Source organism: Arthrobacter sp. Soil782, from assembly GCF_001428435.1.
Lineage (GTDB): Bacteria > Actinomycetota > Actinomycetes > Actinomycetales > Micrococcaceae > Arthrobacter_D > Arthrobacter_D parietis.
This window is the reverse complement of sequence record NZ_LMSO01000001.1, coordinates 1415849-1433666: the sequence shown is the minus strand read 5'-3', so window position 1 is coordinate 1433666 and position 17818 is coordinate 1415849. Positions and strand designations below refer to the sequence as shown.

20 protein-coding genes are annotated in these 17818 nt (G+C 65.5%); 14 read left to right on the top strand and 6 right to left on the bottom strand.

All coding sequences use genetic code 11. From position 1 onward, the window contains the following. The first annotated feature begins 69 nt into the window (after positions 1–69). The 4 genes from ASH00_RS06970 (at position 70) to ASH00_RS06955 (ending at position 4940) form a co-directional block, all read left to right on the top strand. Positions 70–1989 carry a DUF6541 family protein gene (locus ASH00_RS06970; RefSeq protein WP_056546260.1) on the top strand — a complete coding sequence of 640 codons (1920 nt, stop codon included), beginning with the start codon at positions 70–72 and terminating at the stop codon, positions 1987–1989. 39 nt (positions 1990–2028) lie between these two features. Beyond that, positions 2029–2937 (top strand): RluA family pseudouridine synthase, encoded by a 909-nt coding sequence (locus ASH00_RS06965; protein ID WP_056546258.1) that lies wholly within the window; start codon positions 2029–2031, stop codon positions 2935–2937. Between the two features lie 61 nt (positions 2938–2998). Next, positions 2999–3706, top strand: coding sequence for a DedA family protein (locus ASH00_RS06960; protein ID WP_056546257.1), 708 nt, complete (start codon positions 2999–3001; stop codon positions 3704–3706). Next, positions 3603–4940: a hypothetical protein gene (locus ASH00_RS06955; RefSeq protein ID WP_056546255.1), complete on the top strand. Its 1338-nt coding sequence runs from the start codon at positions 3603–3605 to the stop codon at positions 4938–4940. The genes ASH00_RS06960 and ASH00_RS06955 overlap by 104 nt, the downstream gene beginning before the upstream one ends. Here the strand turns inward: ASH00_RS06955 and ASH00_RS06950 are convergent. The 4 genes from ASH00_RS06950 to ASH00_RS06935 all read right to left on the bottom strand — a co-directional run bounded on the left by ASH00_RS06950 (position 4937) and on the right by ASH00_RS06935 (position 8451). Next, a complete protein-coding gene (locus ASH00_RS06950; protein WP_056546253.1) occupies positions 4937–5860 on the bottom strand; it encodes an NADP-dependent oxidoreductase in 924 nt (307 codons plus the stop codon). The two genes, ASH00_RS06955 and ASH00_RS06950, sit on opposite strands and share 4 nt — an antisense overlap. Before the next feature lie 228 nt (positions 5861–6088). Further along, a complete protein-coding gene (locus tag ASH00_RS06945; protein ID WP_056546250.1) occupies positions 6089–6361 on the bottom strand; it encodes a hypothetical protein in 273 nt (90 codons plus the stop codon). A gap of 68 nt (positions 6362–6429) precedes the next feature. Continuing rightward, entirely contained in the window at positions 6430–7635 is a 1206-nt protein-coding gene (locus tag ASH00_RS06940) for an acyl-CoA dehydrogenase family protein (RefSeq protein WP_056546248.1), read from the bottom strand. 39 nt (positions 7636–7674) lie between these two features. Further along, a complete protein-coding gene (locus tag ASH00_RS06935) occupies positions 7675–8451 on the bottom strand; it encodes a 3-hydroxyacyl-CoA dehydrogenase (RefSeq protein ID WP_056546245.1) in 777 nt (258 codons plus the stop codon). A gap of 164 nt (positions 8452–8615) precedes the next feature. On the opposite strand from ASH00_RS06935, the gene ASH00_RS06930 reads away from it, so the two are divergent. Further along, the gene (locus ASH00_RS06930; protein ID WP_056546243.1) at positions 8616–9713 is read left to right on the top strand and encodes a glycoside hydrolase family 76 protein; all 1098 of its coding nucleotides are present in this window, start codon (positions 8616–8618) and stop codon (positions 9711–9713) included. Here ASH00_RS06930 and ASH00_RS06925 read toward each other — a convergent pair. Beyond that, the gene (locus ASH00_RS06925) at positions 9682–10266 is read right to left on the bottom strand and encodes a hypothetical protein (RefSeq protein WP_056546241.1); all 585 of its coding nucleotides are present in this window, start codon (positions 10264–10266) and stop codon (positions 9682–9684) included. The genes ASH00_RS06930 and ASH00_RS06925 overlap by 32 nt on opposite strands. Positions 10267–10411: 145 nt before the next feature. Here ASH00_RS06925 and ASH00_RS06920 point away from each other — a divergent pair, with 145 nt between their 5' ends. The 3 genes from ASH00_RS06920 to ASH00_RS06910 are packed head-to-tail and all read left to right on the top strand — an operon-like array spanning position 10412 to position 11864. Then, entirely contained in the window at positions 10412–10873 is a 462-nt protein-coding gene (locus ASH00_RS06920) for a hypothetical protein (protein WP_056546239.1), read from the top strand. Position 10874: 1 nt separating this feature from the next. Then, a complete protein-coding gene (locus ASH00_RS06915) occupies positions 10875–11096 on the top strand; it encodes a helix-turn-helix transcriptional regulator (protein ID WP_056546238.1) in 222 nt (73 codons plus the stop codon). Between the two features lie 9 nt (positions 11097–11105). Continuing rightward, positions 11106–11864: a glycosyltransferase family 2 protein gene (locus tag ASH00_RS06910; RefSeq protein WP_056546236.1), complete on the top strand. Its 759-nt coding sequence runs from the start codon at positions 11106–11108 to the stop codon at positions 11862–11864. A gap of 20 nt (positions 11865–11884) precedes the next feature. Here ASH00_RS06910 and idi read toward each other — a convergent pair whose 3' ends face one another. Further along, positions 11885–12427, bottom strand: a complete 543-nt coding sequence (gene idi, locus ASH00_RS06905; RefSeq protein WP_056546233.1) for an isopentenyl-diphosphate Delta-isomerase — start codon at positions 12425–12427, stop codon at positions 11885–11887. 35 nt (positions 12428–12462) lie between these two features. Here idi and ASH00_RS06900 point away from each other — a divergent pair, with 35 nt between their 5' ends. From ASH00_RS06900 to ASH00_RS06875, 6 genes are read left to right on the top strand one after another with little or no spacing between them, the layout of a single operon-like run. After that, positions 12463–13533: a polyprenyl synthetase family protein gene (locus ASH00_RS06900; protein WP_235563182.1), complete on the top strand. Its 1071-nt coding sequence runs from the start codon at positions 12463–12465 to the stop codon at positions 13531–13533. Beyond that, the gene (locus ASH00_RS06895) at positions 13530–14444 is read left to right on the top strand and encodes a phytoene/squalene synthase family protein (protein ID WP_056546231.1); all 915 of its coding nucleotides are present in this window, start codon (positions 13530–13532) and stop codon (positions 14442–14444) included. Before ASH00_RS06900 ends, ASH00_RS06895 begins: the two co-directional genes overlap by 4 nt. Continuing rightward, positions 14441–16048: a phytoene desaturase family protein gene (gene crtI / locus ASH00_RS06890; protein ID WP_056546229.1), complete on the top strand. Its 1608-nt coding sequence runs from the start codon at positions 14441–14443 to the stop codon at positions 16046–16048. Before ASH00_RS06895 ends, crtI begins: the two co-directional genes overlap by 4 nt. Then, a complete protein-coding gene (locus ASH00_RS06885) occupies positions 16048–16413 on the top strand; it encodes a lycopene cyclase domain-containing protein (protein WP_056546227.1) in 366 nt (121 codons plus the stop codon). The genes crtI and ASH00_RS06885 overlap by 1 nt, the downstream gene beginning before the upstream one ends. After that, positions 16410–16733 (top strand): lycopene cyclase domain-containing protein, encoded by a 324-nt coding sequence (locus ASH00_RS06880; RefSeq protein ID WP_056546225.1) that lies wholly within the window; start codon positions 16410–16412, stop codon positions 16731–16733. Before ASH00_RS06885 ends, ASH00_RS06880 begins: the two co-directional genes overlap by 4 nt. After that, entirely contained in the window at positions 16730–17593 is an 864-nt protein-coding gene (locus tag ASH00_RS06875; RefSeq protein WP_056546223.1) for a prenyltransferase, read from the top strand. The genes ASH00_RS06880 and ASH00_RS06875 overlap by 4 nt, the downstream gene beginning before the upstream one ends. Positions 17594–17818 lie beyond the last annotated feature (225 nt).

The following is a 17818-nucleotide window of genomic DNA, read 5'->3' as shown; positions in this document are numbered from 1 at the left end:
CCGCGCGCACATGACCATCCGCATCACCCTGACCATCCGTACCATCCGCACTGACTACCGAGGGAGACCATGAGCTGGCTCAGCACGCTTCCAGGCTTCTTCGTTGCGCTGCTGGTACTCCTTGGCCCCGGCCTGCTGTGGGGCGCCGTCTTCGGTCTGCGTCGCCTCACCCTGCTTGCACTGGCCGGTCCGCTGAGCGTCAGTGGCGTGGTCATCGCCTCCGAGTCGGCCGCGCTGGCGGGCGTCCGCTGGTCGATTGTGCCGCTGCTCGGAGTCACCGCCGCTGTAGCACTCCTGCTCTGGCTCATCCGGCGACGCTTCGGGGAGGCGGTCGCCACGGACCCCGGCGGGCCACTGCGGCACTCGCTTGCTGCGTGGGCTGTTGCGGCGATCCCGGTCGGTCTGATCACGCTGTGGATCTTCGGTGACCCGGAAAACATCGCACAGTCACACGACAACATTTTCCATCTCAACGCTGTCCGGTACATCGCGGAAACCGGCAACGCGTCCTCCCCGGACCTCGGATACCTGGGAACACGGGCGGCCACGTTCTACCCGGCGGGATGGCACGCCATCGTGTCGGTGGTCCTTCTGTCTTCCGGGCTGTCCGTACCCGCAGCCATCAATGTGGTGAACCTCGCCATAGTCCTGGCGATCTGGTGTATCGGGTGCCTTTTCCTGGTGACCCGTGTGACCGGCGAGCGCCGCACGGCCCTGCTCAGCGCCGCCGTGCTGTCCGGTGCCTACAGCAGTTTCCCTTACCTCCTGTATGAATTCGGCGTGGTCTATCCATTCATGCTGTCCATCGCCCTGCTGCCGGCTGTGCTCGGCCTGGTGGTGCAGCTGATGCGCGTCGGCGCACCGTTGCGCACGACGACGGCGGCCAACCTCCTGCTGCTGTTGGGAGTTCTGCCGGGGCTGGCTCTGGCGCACCCATCGTCGGTGGTCGGCGCACTCGGCCTCAGCCTGCCCATGGTGCTCGCGGCAGCGTACAGCAGACTCCGCCGGAGCGCTGAACCGACCTGGCGCACCCTGACACCCACCGCGGTTTTCCTGGTGGTCCTCGCAGTTGTCTGGATGCGGATCCGGCCCTCGCGCGGCAGCTCGGACAACTGGGACGAACTCGGTAACGCCGGCTTGGCCCTGATCGAGGTGGTCCTGCACTCCCCACTTTTCCGGCCTCCAGCCTTTTTGGTGGCGGGCCTGACACTGGTGGGGGCCGCCTTCGTACTCCGCCGCAAACGGCACCGCTGGGCGCTTGCCCTGTACGGCTTCGCGGCGATGCTGTTCGTGGTCGCGAACTGGAAGGAAGCTCCGGACCTGCGGTGGATCGTGGCCGGCGTCTGGTACAACGACTACTTTCGGATCAGCGCCATGCTGCCGGTGGCTGGGATCATCATTGCCTCCCTCGGAGCGGTGGCCCTCGTCGACGCCGCGAAACGCCAGCCAAAGGTGAGTGCCCTCCTCCGTGAGGGGAGCAGGGAGCGGGGAGCCGTCGTCGTCGCGCTGGTTGTTGTGGGTGTGCTGCTGGCGCCGCTGGGAGCGGTACAGCGCGGGGTTGCGGAAGCCGCCGCGAAGTACCGGTTCACCCAGGAGTCGCAACTGCTGACAGTCGATGAGCTCGCGCTCATCGAGCGGCTGCCCGAGACTGTGGAGGAGGGCTCAGGCATTGTGGGGGTTCCGCTGACGGGGGCGTCGTTGTCATACTCCTACACGGGAATCCCCACGCTGTTGCCGTACGGAACCCTACCTGCGTCCGCTGCCGGCAAGATCATCTACGAGTCCCTGGACGAGCTCACCACCAATCCGGAAGTCTGCGCTGCGGCTCAGGAGATGGGGGTGGAGTACGTCCTCGATTTCGGGATCAGCTCCGTGCATCCGGGGAAAACGGAGGTAGTGCCGGGGCTGCAGGACTTGACCCCGGAAAACGGATTTGAACGCGTGGACAGCGAGGGGGAAGCTGCCCTTTACCGGATCACGGGTTGCTGAGAGCGTGCCCGCTCCCAGTCCCGCTACCCTTGATAAGTGATGCAATCCCCTCTTCCCGTGCGCAACGGCGTGAACGCGACGCGGCTGCGGCTTCCTTCGGAGGGGCCGTGGGATACCGCGCTGGAGTACATCCTGGACCGCTGGAACCACGTGGATCCGAACAAAATTGCCGAGCGCTTTGACCGCGGTGAAGTGGTTGCCCTGGGCGGTGAGCGGCTCACCCGGGCAACTCCGCTCAGCGAGCACACGTTTATCTGGTACTACCGGGAACTGCCGGTGGAGAAGCGCCTGCCGGTGGAGCTGAGCATCCTGCACCAGGACGAGAACCTGCTGGTTGTGGATAAACCGCACTTCCTGCCGACGACGCCGGGCGGCATGTACGTGGCGGAGTCGGCTCTGGTGCGGTTGCGGGTGCAGCTGGACCTTCCTGATCTGATCCCCATGCACCGCCTCGACCGGATGACCGCCGGAATCCTCATGTTCTCCACCAACCCGGCAACGCGCGGCGCGTACCAGCTCCTGTTCGAGAACCGCCGTATCCGCAAGGAGTATGAGGCCGCAGCTCCCATCGATCCGTCGTTGGAGCTTGACGCTCACCCGCGCACCGTCCACAGCCGCATTGTGAAATCCCGCGACTACCTCCTCGCGCAGGAGGTCCCCGGTGACCCCAACGCGGAGACCCGGGTGCAGCTTGTCGGGCAGCACCACAGCGTGGGCCGCTACCGGCTGCAACCGCACACCGGGAAGACGCATCAGCTGCGGCTACATATGGCCGGCCTGGGCCTCGGAATTGTCAACGATCCGTTTTACCCGGTCCTGCAGCCGCAGCAGGAAGACGACTACTCGAAACCCCTGCAACTCCTGGCCCGGCACATCGAGTTTGTCGACCCGCTGTCCTCCCGGCCGGCGTCCTTCACGAGCGGGTTGGAACTGTCTTCGCTCGGGTGAGGTCCCAGAATCTGTGCCGGCAGCCGGTCATGTTTTGGCGTCCCGCTGTAAATTGGTACGGGTGGACCTGTCAACCATTGCCGAGTGGTCCCTCATGATCCATCCGGTCACGCTTCTGGTGGTCATCGCTGATGTTTTCGCGCCCATTATGCCCTCGGAATTCCTGGTCATTGCATCAGGCTCGCTTGCATCCGAGGGCTCAGTGCTCCTTTCCATCGCCCTCCTGACCGCTGCAACCGGCAGCCTGCTGGGCGACCTCGCCCTGTACCTGCTCTTCCGAAAAAAACTGACGCACTGGCTGGACCGCTTCCGCTGGGGCCGCGCCGTCCACCGCGGCATCCGCAACGCAGTCGAGAAGGCGGGCAAGTCTCCCACCTACGCCGGCCTGGTTGCTCTCCGGTTCCTTCCGGGCGGTCGGACCGCGGGTATCGCCGCTGCCGGGATCGCCGAACTGCCCCTGCGGCCTTTCCTGGGATTTGCTGCCGTGGGCGGGGTGCTGTGGTCCATTTGGCTGGTGGGCCTTGGGTACATTTCGGACGTCACAACCGGTTTCCCCATGTGGGCCAGTGCACTTCTGGGAATGGGGGTGGGTACTCTGGTGGGACTGATCATTGCAGCGTTCTTCGCGCTGAAGCAGCGCCGGGAGGTCCGAAAGACACATGAGCATGCCGACCCCGTCCAATCACCGGCTGCCCGAGGTTCCGCCCGTACCGCCCGGGGAGAACACCGAAGCGTCCCCTCCGCGGACCGAGACGAGCAGCGTCCTTGAGCGGCTGAAAGCCGCACAACCGAAGGCGCCGGTCTCCGCCGGTGATGAAAAACCAAGAACGACGACGGCGGCACCGCCGACCGCTGGTCCTGCTGCGACCGCTGCGCCCGCCGGTGCTGCTCCCAGCCCAACCCGCACCCCGAACCAGACGCAGGACGACCAAGCGCAAGCACGCGAGAAGGCCCGCGCTGCGGAACTCAGGGCGGCGCGTGCAGAGAAGTTGAAAGCGGCCTCCGCCGCCGCCGCCGCATGGGCCGCCAAGTCAGGGAGACAGACCGCCGCCTGGACCGCGACCACCTCCCGGAGCGCTGCAGCGAACGTTCGGTCGTGGCGGGCTGACCAGGTACGGCGCAATCTTGTCACCCTGACGGTGATCGGCGCACTGGTGGGAACGGCGTCCGTGGCAGGGTTCTTCGGTGGAACTGAAATCTGGACCAGTGAACTGCTGCGTCCGGACCTCACACTCGTCTCCCCCAGCCTCAACTCGCTGTACATCTGGGCCTTGATCGGGCTCGGCCTGATCGCCTACACCGTTCACCAGTGGCTGCCCGGCCAGGCAGACAGCCCGCGGCACCGCCGGTTGGGCTGGGTGGTCATCGCCGCCCTGTTACTGAATCTTGCGTTGGCCCTGACCATTCAGGCGGAGCTTTATGCACCGAGCCTGATGGTGCACGGCGTGCTGCTGGTCCTGCTCCTGGTGTCGCTGCGCTGGCTGAACCGGTGGTCGGCCGCCACCCGGCTGGAAGGAACGCTGGTCGACGTACCGCTCGGCCTTTTCCTGGGCTGGACGGGCTTCACGGCACTCAGCCATACCGCGGCGTTCCTGTCCCTTGAGGGGTTTTCCTGGCTCACGGAAAACGAGTTCGCCTGGGCACTCGCGGGGCTCGGCGTCGTCGTCGTGATGGGAAGTGCAGTCTGCTCGATGGACCGCGGCCGCATTGCGGTTGCCCTTGCCCTGGTGTGGGGCATGGGCTGGATCATCGTGGAGCGGCTCATCGGGGAACCGCAGTCGCTGCCCACGGCCGCGGCGACGGCGCTGGCGGTCTTCCTCGTTCTCATCACCGCCGGATCACGCCGTCACCGCGTGGACCATTCCTATCGCCGGGCCCTGCGCCGTCACCAGACCGCCAACCTCCCACCGATTGACCTCGCTGATGATGACGACGATGAGTACGAATACGACGACGACCATCACGACGGTGAGGAAGTGCACGGCGGCCCGGCGCGGGCTTAGCCGACGGTAATCGCGATCTTCCCGCGCGTGTGACCCTCCATGTTGGCTGCAAAGGCTTCCGCCGCGCGCTCCAACGGATAGGTCTGGGCGAGCACCGGCTTCACCGTGCCGGCTTCGATCAGGTCAGCAAGCGTGGCGAGGTCGGCAGCCACCGGGCGCACAAAGACGTACCGTCCGCCATGTTCCTTCACGTCGGCGTCGGCAATGGATGCAACGCGCCCCTGCCGGGTCAGGTTGTCCAGCGATGCCTGCCAGTCGTCGCCGCCCACGAAGTCGACGACGGCGTTGACACCGTCCGGTGCAATCTCACGGACACGATCAGCGACGCCCTCGCCGTAGGAGACGGGTTCAGCGCCGAGTTCACGCAGGAAGTCATGGTTCCGCTCGGACGCGGTGGCAATGACGCGGGCTCCGCGGCCACGTGCAATCTGGATGGCGAAAGTGCCCACGCCGCCAGCACCGTTGTGGATCAGCACGGTGTCACCGCTGGAGACGTCCAGCGCGTCCAGCGTCTGCAGTGCGGTGAGGCCGGTCAACGGGACAGTTGCCGCCTCTGCCCACGAGAGGTTCGCGGGTTTGCGGGAGAGGGTTCGCACCGGCGCGGCGACACGCTCCGCGAAGGTTCCCTGGCCAACGGTGTCCATCCGGACGTAGCCCATGACCTCGTCGCCAGCGGAAAATTCAGGAACTGCGGGGCCGGGCTGAACAACGACGCCGGAAACATCCCACCCCGGGATCACCGGGAAGTGCGCCGTGATGGCACCGTCGAGGTAACCCGCCATGACCTTCCAGTCCACCGGGTTGACCGATGCGGCTTTGACCTCGATGAGGACGGTGTCCGGGCCTACCTTCGGTTCCGGCTGGTCACCATACTCAAGGACGCCCGGGTCACCGTACGTTGAATAGAACACTGCTTTCACTGCTGATTCCTTCCATCGGGTACTGAGGACTCACTCGGTGGAACCCCGGACACCCGCGCGTCATTCCAGAATCGAACCGTGCATCGGGTCACAGGAGGTGCAGAAGCTTCCTCAACGGTTGGCGGGGTCCGTCGTGAAGCGCAGTGAATAGTTGTCGAGGGTGCCCGGCAACGGTCCTCCGACATTCAGCGCTTCCTTTTGCGAGGCTTCCAAAACGCCCAGTTCCCGTCAGCGCGGAGCTGGCCGCATGTCCGTGAGTTCGGAATCGTGTGCGGCTGCATCCGTGAAGACCACCCGCCGAACCATCCGGTACCAAGACTGGATGAACTCGTCCCAGCTCAACGCACCGGATCTGCCCACCACGCGCAAAAGATCCTCCGCCTCCTGCTCCGGGGGTTTCCGGATGATCGGTCCCTTGGCCAGGGTCGGCACAAACACCTTCGACAGGAAGGTTGTGGTCTCCCGGGCTGTCAGCTGCGGCAGCGATTCAACAGAGCTCATACTCCACTGTCCCGGTGGATTGCTCACCCTGGCAACCACCACTTCCGCGCTGGCTGCAGGAACAACCGTCAGAGGATCGCAGATACTCCCGTGACCGCACGCCCCACAATGAGGGTATTGATTTCGAAAGAACCCTCGTAGGTGTAGATTGCCTCGGCGTCCGCGAAAATCTTCGCCATCTTGTAGTCCGTCACGATCCCGTTGCCGCCGAAGATCGACCTGCCCATTGCCACCGTCTCCCGCATCAGCGATGACGTGTAGGACTTCGCGAGCGCGGCCTGCGCCATGTCCGCTCCGCTGCGCTGCACCTGCTGCTGTCCTTCATGCAATCCGCGGTGCTCGTCTTCCTGCAACTGCGCAACCCGCGCCATCATGCCGAGGCTCGCGGTGGTGTTGCCCAGCATGCGCACCAGCTGCTGCTGGATGAGCTGGAAGCTCGCCAGCGGACGCCCGAACTGATGGCGCTCGACGGCGTAGGCACGCGCCGCGTCGAACGCCGCCAACTGCTGGCCCACCGCCTGCCAGCCCACCAGGATGCGGGAACCGCGCAGCAGGTGCTTGGTGTCAGTGAAAGTGTTGATTCCTGCGAAGCGGTCTGCTTCTGACACCCTGACGTTGTCCAGGATGATGTCCGCGTTCTGCACAGTCCGCAGCGCAATCTTGTTCTCGATGGCCGTCCGGGTAACCCCGGGCAGTGTGGCGTCCAGGATGAAGCCCCGCACGGCGCCGTCCGCGGTGTCCCGCGCCCACAGCAGCATGTAGTCGCAGAACGTCCCGTTTCCGATCCAGCGCTTCGCGCCGTTCAAAATCCAGGTATCCCCGTCCCGCGTTGCGGTGGTTGCCATGCCGCCCGCCACATCGGACCCGTGCTGGGGCTCAGTGAGGGCAAAGGCACCCGTGATGGTGAGGTCCATGGCATCCTTCAGCAGCCGTGCCTTCTGGTCCTCTGTCCCGAATTCGTGCAACGCCTCAACGAAGAGATCGTGATGCACCATGAAGAACGTTGCCAACGAGGTATCGGCGCGGGTGAGTTCGGCGATGACCATGCCGCTGAACAGGTAGCTGTACCCCTGTTGGACCGGCGTACTCAGGTTCAGGGCGGCAAGTTTGGGCAGCACCTCCAACGGAAATTCCGCCCGGTTCCACCAATCGGTGGCGAACGGCGCCACTTCCTTGGCGAGGAAGTCCCGCACGTCCTGCAGCTTCGCCCGTTCGGCGTCACTGAGCAGGGACTCGAATCCGTAGAAGTCTGCGGATGGGAGGCTGCTCTCCATTGAGCTGTCCTTTCGGGATAGAGGAGCTACTGCTGTGTTTTATTTGGGGGCCATTCGGATGGCACCGTCAAGCCGGATGGTCTCGCCGTTGAGCATCTGGTTCTCAACGATGTGCGCAACCAGCGAAGCGTATTCGGTGGCCTTGCCGAGCCTGGATGGGTGCGGCACCTGCTTCCCGAGGGAGTCCTGGGCCTCCTGCGGCAAGCCGGCCATCATGGGGGTTTCGAAGATGCCTGGGGCGATGGTCATGACGCGGATGAAGGACCGCGCGAGTTCACGCGCAACGGGCAGGGTCATCGCCGCAACAGCACCCTTGGACGCGGAGTACGCGGGCTGGCCGATCTGCCCGTCAAACGCCGCGACGGAGGCCGTGTTGATGATGACCCCGCGCTCGTTCGTGCCGGTCGACGTCTGTACCGGCTCGGTGGCAACCATGGCGGCCGCCGCGAGCCGCAGCACGTTGAACGTGCCGATCAGGTTGATCCTGATGACCTTGTTGAACTGCTCCAGCGGCAGCACGCCGTCCCTGCCCAGTACCTTGCCGGGCGTTGCCACTCCTGCGCAGTTGACAACAATCCGCAGCGGGCCCAGCTCAACCGCCGCGTCCACCGCAGCCTGAACCTGTTCCTCGCTGGTCACGTCAGCAGGAACAAACCGCGCCCGCTCCCCCAGCGACTGGGCAAAATCTGCGCCATCCGATTGCGGAAGATCCAGGATCACCACTGATGCGCCGTCGTCATACAGCCGCTGCGCCGTCGCCCGGCCGAGCCCGGACGCTCCGCCGGTCACCAGGGCTACCGTTCCTGCACACTCCATGACATCTCCTTTGCGTCGGGGGTCGATTCGAGGGGTGAGTCGAAGACTCAGCTGCGAACACTCCTTCGAGCCTACTGTGATGCAGCACACCGCAGCATCCGCAGGCCGCCGCACTGTGCATAGTGCTCAAACACAAGGACGACGGCGCCCTTTAGGGTGGCTCTATGCCCACCGAACTGCCCGCCGAGAAACTCCCTGAGGAACATCGGGAAGCACAACTGCGCCCCGCAGCAGCCGCCGCCTCAGTCCCCGCGGCCTTCGGCCACCGGCTGCTCGGCCTGCCCGGAACGCACCTCGCGCAGGTCACTCTCCCGAACCGGAGCACAGCTCCGTGGCACTACTGGTGGCAGGCGCACTATCTCGATTGCCTCCTCGATGCGGCGGAGCGCGCAGACATCACTAATCACGACGACGGCGCCGCTCACCGCACGCGCGCACGCCGCCTCCTGCGCACCATCCGCCTGCGCAACGGCGGGCGCTGGAGAAACAGCTACTACGACGACATGGCCTGGCTAGCCCTTGCTGCCCTGCGCTCAGCCGATATCGCAGGCACCAGACCGCTTTCCACGCTTACCGCAGCCCTGGCCTCAGCACACACTCCGGACCTCGGCGGCGGCCTCTTCTGGAACACGTTCCGCGATTTCAAGAACACCCCGGCTACCGCCCCGGCGGCGCTGTACTTCGCACGCATCGGACGGACGGACGAGTCGGCACAATTGGTGGACTGGCTTTTTGCCCGGCTGCTGGACCCGGCAACCGGGCTCCTCTTCGATGGCATCCGCATGCCCGGCGAACGGCTGGTCACCGACCTCTACACCTACAACCAGGGCCCGGTCCTGGGTGCCCTGCTGGCCCTTGGAGACCAACGAAGCCTGGAGCGCGCCAGCGGCCTGATCACCGCCATAGCAACCCACCTCGTTCAGCCGGACGGCGCCCTACGCACCCACGGCGGCGGTGACGGGGGCCTGTTCACGGGAATCCTCGCCCGCTACCTTGCGCTCGCGGCGGTTTCACCGCACCTGCCGGAAGCATCCCGCACAACCGCCCGCACCCTGATCACGACGACGGCGCGCGCCCTGTGGGAGGGGCGCACGGAGCGGGAAGCCGGCGGCCGCCGTCGTCGTACTGTCCTGGTCTTTCCTGCCGCGCCGGGAGATTCGGCCGGTAAGGGCCCAGTGGAACTGTCCACGCAGCTTCAGGCGTGGATGATTTTCGAAGCCGCGTGGCAGGCTACTGGTAGGACCGGACGCGCGGGCGGCTGAGCGCTACGAGCAGAATCCCCGCCGCGAGTGACCCGAGGGTGGCAACGGCGAGGTCGCCCATGGTGTCCGCATAGGTTACGTAGATGTCCTCGGTGACCCAGGCATCACCGGCCCACTCGGCGAATTCCCACAGGACGCTGAGCGCCATGCCGAGGAGCACCACCTGCAGCACCACACCCACGCGGTTCCGGCGTCCGTGGCCGGCGGCGGGCAAGACCTGCAGGTGCGATCCAAGCACGTACGCCATGCCGGCCACCGGCCCGGTGCAGACGCAGTGCACCAGCAGGTCCCACCAGGCAATCAGTTCGTACACATTCAGGACGCTGCTCCAGCATGCGAAGAGCAGCGCGCACCCGTACACCGCATCGAACACCGGGTGCGGACGGGCATAGCGGGACAACGTGAGCCCACCGAGCGCGAGGAAGAACACGGCTACGTCCACCGGCCCCCACCAGAACACCATCACGATGGTGCTTAGTACGGCTGCAGCCCGCACGCCGTCCGCTGCGACTTCGGCGTGCGTGGCCGGCCGTCGGATGAGGTCGGCGATCATGAACTCAAGCCTACTGGCCGCGTTGCGCGCTGTGCGTGAGGCCTTCCAAAGCGCCCCTGCCTGGCAGTGAATGGCGCTTGACAGTCGACAGCATGTAAAGCAAACTTGTCATGTGAAGCAAGGTTTACATGATGGAGGGGAACCAATGCACGATCAACAGGTACGCACACCGTGGGGCACCACAAAAAGGGGCGGTTTCCCGGCGCTGGGGGTAGCCATTCCCGCCGGGCTGGCCCTAGCGGCAGCGCTCGGGGTGGTCGCGGCTGCAATGGGCGTCACCGAATCTAACCCGATGCTTGGCGGCGTGGTCTTTGCCTTTTGCCTGGCCCTGCCGTTGGTTGCCCTCGTCTACGCCATCGTGGTGGACCGCGGCACCATCAAGGGTGCCGCCGACCGGCCGGAGGAATCCGTTGAATCCGGATGGTATGACCGTGCGGCCGCCGGCGCGTTCACCGACCTCATCCTGCTCGCCGGAGCGGGCGCGACCATCCTTGCGTTCATTCCCGCAGACTTTCCCGTCGACCTCAAGCTTGTCCTTCCCGCTGTTGTGCTCGCGTGCTTTGCCTCCTTCGGCATCCGCTACCTGGTCCTCCAACGCAAGGGCTGATGTGCGCAACTCTGTCCATGAGTCCCGCCAGCGGTTGGCGTGGTCCCAACAGCGGCTCGCCGATGAACTGGGCGTCTCGCGCCAGACCATCATCTCCATCGAACGCGGCCGGTTTGATCCCTCCCTGCCGCTGGCATTCCGGCTGGCCGCGATCTTCGGCTGCACCATCGAGGATCTCTTCTTCCCTGGAGACGACACCGATAGAACTGTAGGCGGCGGCTAGGATCAGCACATGCCGTCCCTGTCCGTGGTGATTCCCTGCAAGGACGACGCCGGTCCCCTGACTCGCTGCCTCGAAGCACTCGCCGCGCAGACAGTGGCCCCGCTGGAGGTCATCGTGGTGGACAACAACTCCACCGACAACAGCGCGGAGATAGCTGCCCGGCTCGGCGCCCGCGTGCTGACGGAGCCAGTGCCCGGAATCGCCGCTGCTGCTTCCGCCGGCTACGACGCCGCGCTCGGCAGCATCATCGTCCGCTGCGACGCGGACACACTCCCGCCTACGGACTGGCTTCAACGCATCGCGAACCGCTTCGCTGCGGAACCCGACCTCGCCGTACTGACCGGTCCCGGAAACTTTTACGACGCCGGACCCCTCCGTGCGTGGCTGGCCAACCTTGCTTATATGCAGGCGTACTTCGTCTCTATGGGGCTCGCCATGGCCCACTGGCCGCCGTTCGGCTCGAACTGCGCCTTCCGGCGCGCGGACTGGGAGAGCGTGCGTTCGCGGATCCATCGCCGGGATCCGGACGTCCACGACGACGTCGATCTGGGCTTCGCGCTCGACCCTTCGCAGCGCACGGCGTACGACCGCTCCCTCAAAGTGGGGATCTCGGCCCGCTCACTGGCCGGCGGGGCTGCCGGCCGCCGGCGCTTCCGCCGCGCCTTTCACACGCTGGCGCTCCACTGGCGGCTGGCTCCGCCGTGGGAGCGCTGGAGGCAAGCAATCAGCGCGGGCCGGGAGCGGCGTCGTCGGACAGAGCACCGCTGACCTTCTGCATAGAACAGCCGTCAGACGGAGGCGGCGAACCGCTCCGGGTAGAGCAGCGGCAACTGCAGGGTCAGCCACGGGCTGAAGGCCCAGGGTGCGGCGGCAACGGCCGCGGTGAGCTGCAGCGGGTCCGCCCACTGCACCTGCATCACCTCGTCCTCGCGGGGGCTCACCGGGGAAACCGCGCGTGCCGTGTAAACGGGGCAGATCTCGTTTTCCACCACGCCCGAGGCATCCACAGCCCGGTACCGGAAGTCCGGAAGCCGTAGCTCAATCAGATCAAGGCGCAGCCCCAGCTCGTGATCCGCGCGGCGCGCCACGGCATCCTCGGTTGCCTCACCCGGGCCCGGGTGGCCGCAGAAGGAGTTGGTCCACACGCCCGGCCAGGTGCGCTTGGACAGCGCGCGGCGCGTAAGGAGGATGCGGCCGGCGTCGTCATACACGTGCGTCGAGAAGGCCAGATGCAGCGGGGTGGAGGTCGAATGGACCGTCGCCTTGTCCGCCGTCCCAACGGGCGTTCCGTCGTCAGCCGCCAAGACAACCAGCTCTGCGGTGCGGTTCATTTCCCTCCAATGGGTGACGCGTGTTTACTTTACCTATGGACAAGGAGATCACACTGGCTGGATCCACCGACAGCCAGCTGGTGGATGACGTCCTGACGTCCTTCTTCGCCCGGTCCAAATCACGCGCCGAAGCGATGCACCCCGATTACCGCACCATGTGGGAGCACCTCGAAACGTGCACCGTGGGAGGCAAGCGGTTCCGCCCCCGCCTCGTAATGACTGTCTACAGCCTGCTGGGCGGCACTGAAAGGACCACCGCGGCCACCGTCGCTGCATCCTTCGAACTCCTCCACACCTCGCTGATTGTGCATGACGACGTCGTGGACCGGGACTTTGCCCGCCGCGGAATCCCCAACGTGTCAGGGACGTACCGCAACCTCGCGGCTGCACAGGGAAGCAGTCCCTCGCGCGCCGAGCACGCCGGGCTGTCCGTGGGAGTGATTGCCGGTGATTTGGCGCTGTCCAACGCCTACCGGCTGCTCGGCGAGGTGGACACAGACCTCGCTACCCGGCAGCGCTTGGGAGATCTTCTCGACGAAGCCATCTTTGCGTCCGCGGCCGGCGAACTACTTGATGTGCTAGCTCCTTTTGATCCAACGCCGCAGCCTGTTGAGGAAGTGCTCGACATGGCGCGGCTGAAAACTGCTGTGTACTCCTTCGAAGCGCCGCTGCAGGCCGGTGCGGTGCTTGCCGGCGGCGATGACCTGCTGGTGAACGCGCTGGGAGAGTTTGGCCGCTGCATCGGGATTGCGTACCAGGTGGCTGATGACCTGATCGGCGTCTTCGGCGATGAGAGCCGCACGGGCAAAGTCGGCTGGAGTGACCTGCGCGAGGGTAAACGTACTGCACTGATCTCCTATGCGGCGGCCCAGCCGCAGTGGCCCCGGATCGCGGCCCTGCTGGCGGATCCGGACCTGACCGCGACCGGAGCGGCGGAGGTCCGAGAGCTGCTGATCGAATCGGGGGCGCGTGACCAGGCCACCCGTCTCGCCGCCGACCTGACCGAACGCGCGCTGCAGGCCCTCGTGGAACCGTATGTGCCGCAGGCCCTGCGTGACGGTCTGGCGCCCATCTCCGATGTCGTCAGCGAAAGGGTTCGGGCGTGAGCCGGGACCGCGATGCGCTTGCTGACTACACGGCTGCTGCACTGAAGTCCTCCGCCGTAGTGCTGCGCTCCTACTCGACCTCCTTCGGGTTGGCTTCACGGCTGTTCGAGGGCAGCGTGCGCCGGCAGGTGGAGTCCGTGTACGCGCTGGTGCGGGTTGCTGATGAAATTGTCGACGGCGTCACCTCCGCCGCGGGATTGACTCCTGAGGACACCCGGCGCCAGCTTGACGACTTCGAACGCGAAACGGAACGCGCACTGGATACCGGGTACAGCACCAACCTGGTGGTCCACGCTTTTGCCCATACCGCCCGCCGCACCGGGATCGGCACTGACCTCACTCGCCCATTCTTTGCCTCCATGCGCGCGGACCTGGAGCAGGCGGAACACACCCCTGAGTCCTTCGCCGTGTACGTCTACGGATCCGCGGAAGTAGTCGGGCTGATGTGCCTGAAGTGCTTCCTCGACGGGCACGCGGTGAGCGCCACGGAAACGAAGAAGCTCGAGCGCGGCGCCCGGCACCTCGGCGCAGCCTTCCAGAAGGTCAACTTCCTTCGGGACCTCGCCGAGGATTTCGAGTCGCTTGGCCGCAGCTACTTCCCGGAAGTCTCCCCCGACTACTTCGATGAGGCGCACAAGGAACGGTTGCTTGCTGACATCGAACACGATCTGAGCGAATCCCGTGCCGTGCTTCGCGGGTTACCCCCGTCCAGCCGACGGGCCGTGGCCCTGGCACAGGAACTCTTCGCCGAACTGGCCGCGCGCATCCGCGTGACTCCTGCCTCAGAACTGATGCGCACGCGGATCAGCGTGCCCAACACGGTGAAGCTGCGCATCGCGGCCGCTGTCCTCACCGGCAAGCGCGGACTGGAACCCTCCAGGCCGGATTCGTCCCGCGTGGAGGCGCAGTGAAAGCACGCACACCGTCCGGACGCGCTGTCGTCGTCATCGGTGGCGGCATCAGCGGACTGGCAACCGCAGCGCTGCTGGCCACCGAAGGCCACTCCGTCACCGTGCTGGAAAAGCAGGACGCCGTGGGCGGCAGGGCCGGCTCCTGGAGCGAGGACGGCTTCCGGTTTGACGCCGGGCCCTCCTGGTACCTCATGCCCGAGGTGATCGACCACTACTTCCGGCTGCTGGGCACCTCGGCCGATGAGCAGTTGGACCTCGTGAAACTCGATCCGGGCTACCGGCTCCTGTCCGAGGGGTATCCGGAACCCGTCGATGTCCCCGCCGAGCGGCACCGGGTGGTGGAGCTCTTCGAGCGGCTCGAACCGGGTGCCGGCGCAAGGCTGGAGCAGTACCTTGATTCCGCTGCGGACACCTACACCATGGCCACGCGCCGGTTTCTCTACTCCACCTTCGAATCGTTCACTTCGCTGTTGACACCGGACGTGCTCGGGCGCCTGCCGCGGCTCGGCCGGCTGCTGCTGGAACCGCTCCACAACTACGCCCGCCGCTATGTGAGCGACCCGCGCCTGCAGCAGATCCTCGAGTACCCTGCAGTGTTCCTCGGGACCTCCCCGTTCACCGCGCCCAGCATGTACCACCTGATGAGCCACCTGGACCTCGACGACGGCGTGCTCTACCCCATGGGCGGGTTCACCCGGCTGGTGGACGCGCTGGACGGCCTGGCCCGGAATGCCGGCGTCACCATCACCACGAGCGCCGAGGTCACCGCGATCGAGACCACTGCGACGGCCTCCCGCAAGCGACCCGCGGCCGTCCGTGGGGTGAGCTACCGCTCCGCTGACGGGAGGGAGCGCACCATCGCGGCCGACGTCGTCGTCTCCGCAGCTGATCTCCACCACACCGAAACCACGCTGCTCCCTCGCGAGCTGCAGACCTACCCGCAGCGGTACTGGAACCGCAGCACCGCCGGGCCCAGCGCCCTGCTGCTCTACCTGGGCGTCCGCGGCGGGCTGCCGGAACTGCAGCACCACACACTGCTGTTCACCGGGAACTGGGAGGAGAACTTCCGCGCGATCTTCGGACGGACTCCTTTCATTCCCACTCCCGCGTCCATGTATGTGTGTAAGCCCAGCGCCACGGATCCCACCGTGGCTCCGGAGGGACACGAGAACGTCTTTGTCCTGGTCCCGATCCCGGCGGATCCCAGCCTGGGAGGTGCGGGCGGCGAGCGCATCGAGCGCGTCGCTGATGCTGTTATCCAACAGCTGAGCGAGTGGGCAGGCATCCCGGACCTCGCGGACCGCATTGTACTCCGGCGCAGCTACGGCCCGGCGGACTTCGAGCGCGACTACCACTCGTGGAAGGGCACATCGTTGGGCCCTGCCCACACGCTGCAGCAAAGCGCGTTCTTCCGGGCGGGCAACATCAGCCGCAAGGTCCAGGGCCTCTACTACGCGGGCGGTTCCACCATCCCCGGGATCGGGATCCCGATGTGCCTGATCAGCGCCGAACTGGTGATCAAGCGGCTGCGCCGGGATTTGAGCACCGGTCCGCTTCCCGTGCCGCTGGGGGCCGGCAAGGTCCGCGAAACCACGGTCAACTGATGGGCGCTGCCTACCTGCTGTTCCTCCTGGTTTCATTGGGCTGCATGGTGCTTCTCGACCAACGTCTGCGCCTGTTCTTCTGGCACGACGCCCGCCGGGCCGCTGCCGTTCTTGTCACGGGAGTGCTGTTCTTCCTCATGTGGGACCTCGCCGGGATCGCGCTGGGGATCTTCTACCGGGGTACCGCAGCGATGACGGGAGTGATGCTCGCGCCCGAGTTGCCCCTGGAGGAACCGATCTTCCTCGCCTTCCTGTGTTACCTGGTCATGAACCTGTTCCTGTGGTTCCGGCGCATCTTCGGGGAGCGCAGCGGCAGTTCCTTAGCTGCACGGGAACTGTCGGACGAGCCGGGAGGGCAATCGTGACCTACTGGGCTCTCAACGCCGTGTTCCTTCTTCCGGCGCTCGTTGTCGGCGGTCTGGCCGCGGCTGCATTGAAAGGCGGCAGGCGCAGGACTGCGCTCGCTGCGGCAGGTGCTGCCGCCGTCGTCGTACTGGTTTTGACCGCCGTGTTCGACAGCATGATGATTGCGTTCGGGCTCTTCAGTTACTCCGAGGAGCTGATCTCCGGCGTCTACATCGGGTTCGCTCCGATTGAAGACTTCGCCTATCCCGTGGCGGCCGTGCTCCTGCTGCCCGCGCTGTGGATTCTGCTGGGTAAACGGGCTGGGAAGCGGCAGCCATGAAGACTCTCCGCACCCTGCTGGTGTCCTCGCGCCCGCTGTCCTGGGTAAACACTGCGTTCCCGTTTGCGGCCGCCTACCTGTTGACCGCCGGGCAGATCGACCTCGCCTGGATGATTGGAACCCTCTACTTCCTCATCCCCTATAACCTGGCGATGTACGGGATCAATGACGTGTTCGACTACGAGTCGGACCTCCGCAATCCCCGCAAGGGGGGTGTGGAAGGGGCCGTGCTTGACCGGACCATGCACGCGATCACCCTTCGCGCGGCGATCGCCACGAACGTGCCGTTCCTCGCTGCGCTGGTTCTTTTGGGCGGGCCGTTGTCTTGGCTGGTGCTGGCCGTCAGCGTCTTCGCGGTGATCGCGTACAGCGCGCCCAAGCTCCGCTTCAAGGAACGTCCCTTCCTGGACTCAATCACCTCGAGCACGCACTTTGTCAGCCCGGCGGTCTATGGGCTGGTGCTGGCGCAGGCCGAGTTCACGCCGGCGCTGTGGGCACTGCTGGCCTCGTTTTTCCTGTGGGGCGTGGCGAGCCAGGCGTTCGGTGCGGTGCAGGACGTCGTCGCAGACCGGGCCGGGGGTATTGCTTCCATTGCGACGGTGACCGGTGGCCGGGCGACCGTGAGGTTTGCCATCGCCTCCTATCTGGTCAGCGGTGCTCTCCTGCTCTTCACCCCGTGGCCTGGACCGCTGGCCTCCTTCCTGGTTCTGCTGTATGTGGTCAATATCGTCCCCTTTGCTTCCCTGGAGGACGACGGCGCCGAGCTCGCCCACCGCGGTTGGGAACGGTTCCTGTGGCTGAACTATGTCACCGGGTTCTTCGTGACGATGCTGCTCATCTGGTACGCGGTAATCCGCTGACTCGGCAATAACGCAACGCTTCTGTTGCGTGCCTTTTGCACAAACACTCGCGATCGCTCCGGCGCAGCTCCCGGCAGGCCTGCTGAGCGCGCTGCTCGGTGCGCCCTGCCATGGCATACGTTTGACCGGTATCACTGTTTGATTACGGTCGTAAATCCTGTTGTATACGTATCTTGATTATGCGATGCTGTTCAGCGTAAGACTGCTCAGTGTGATCTCACTCAC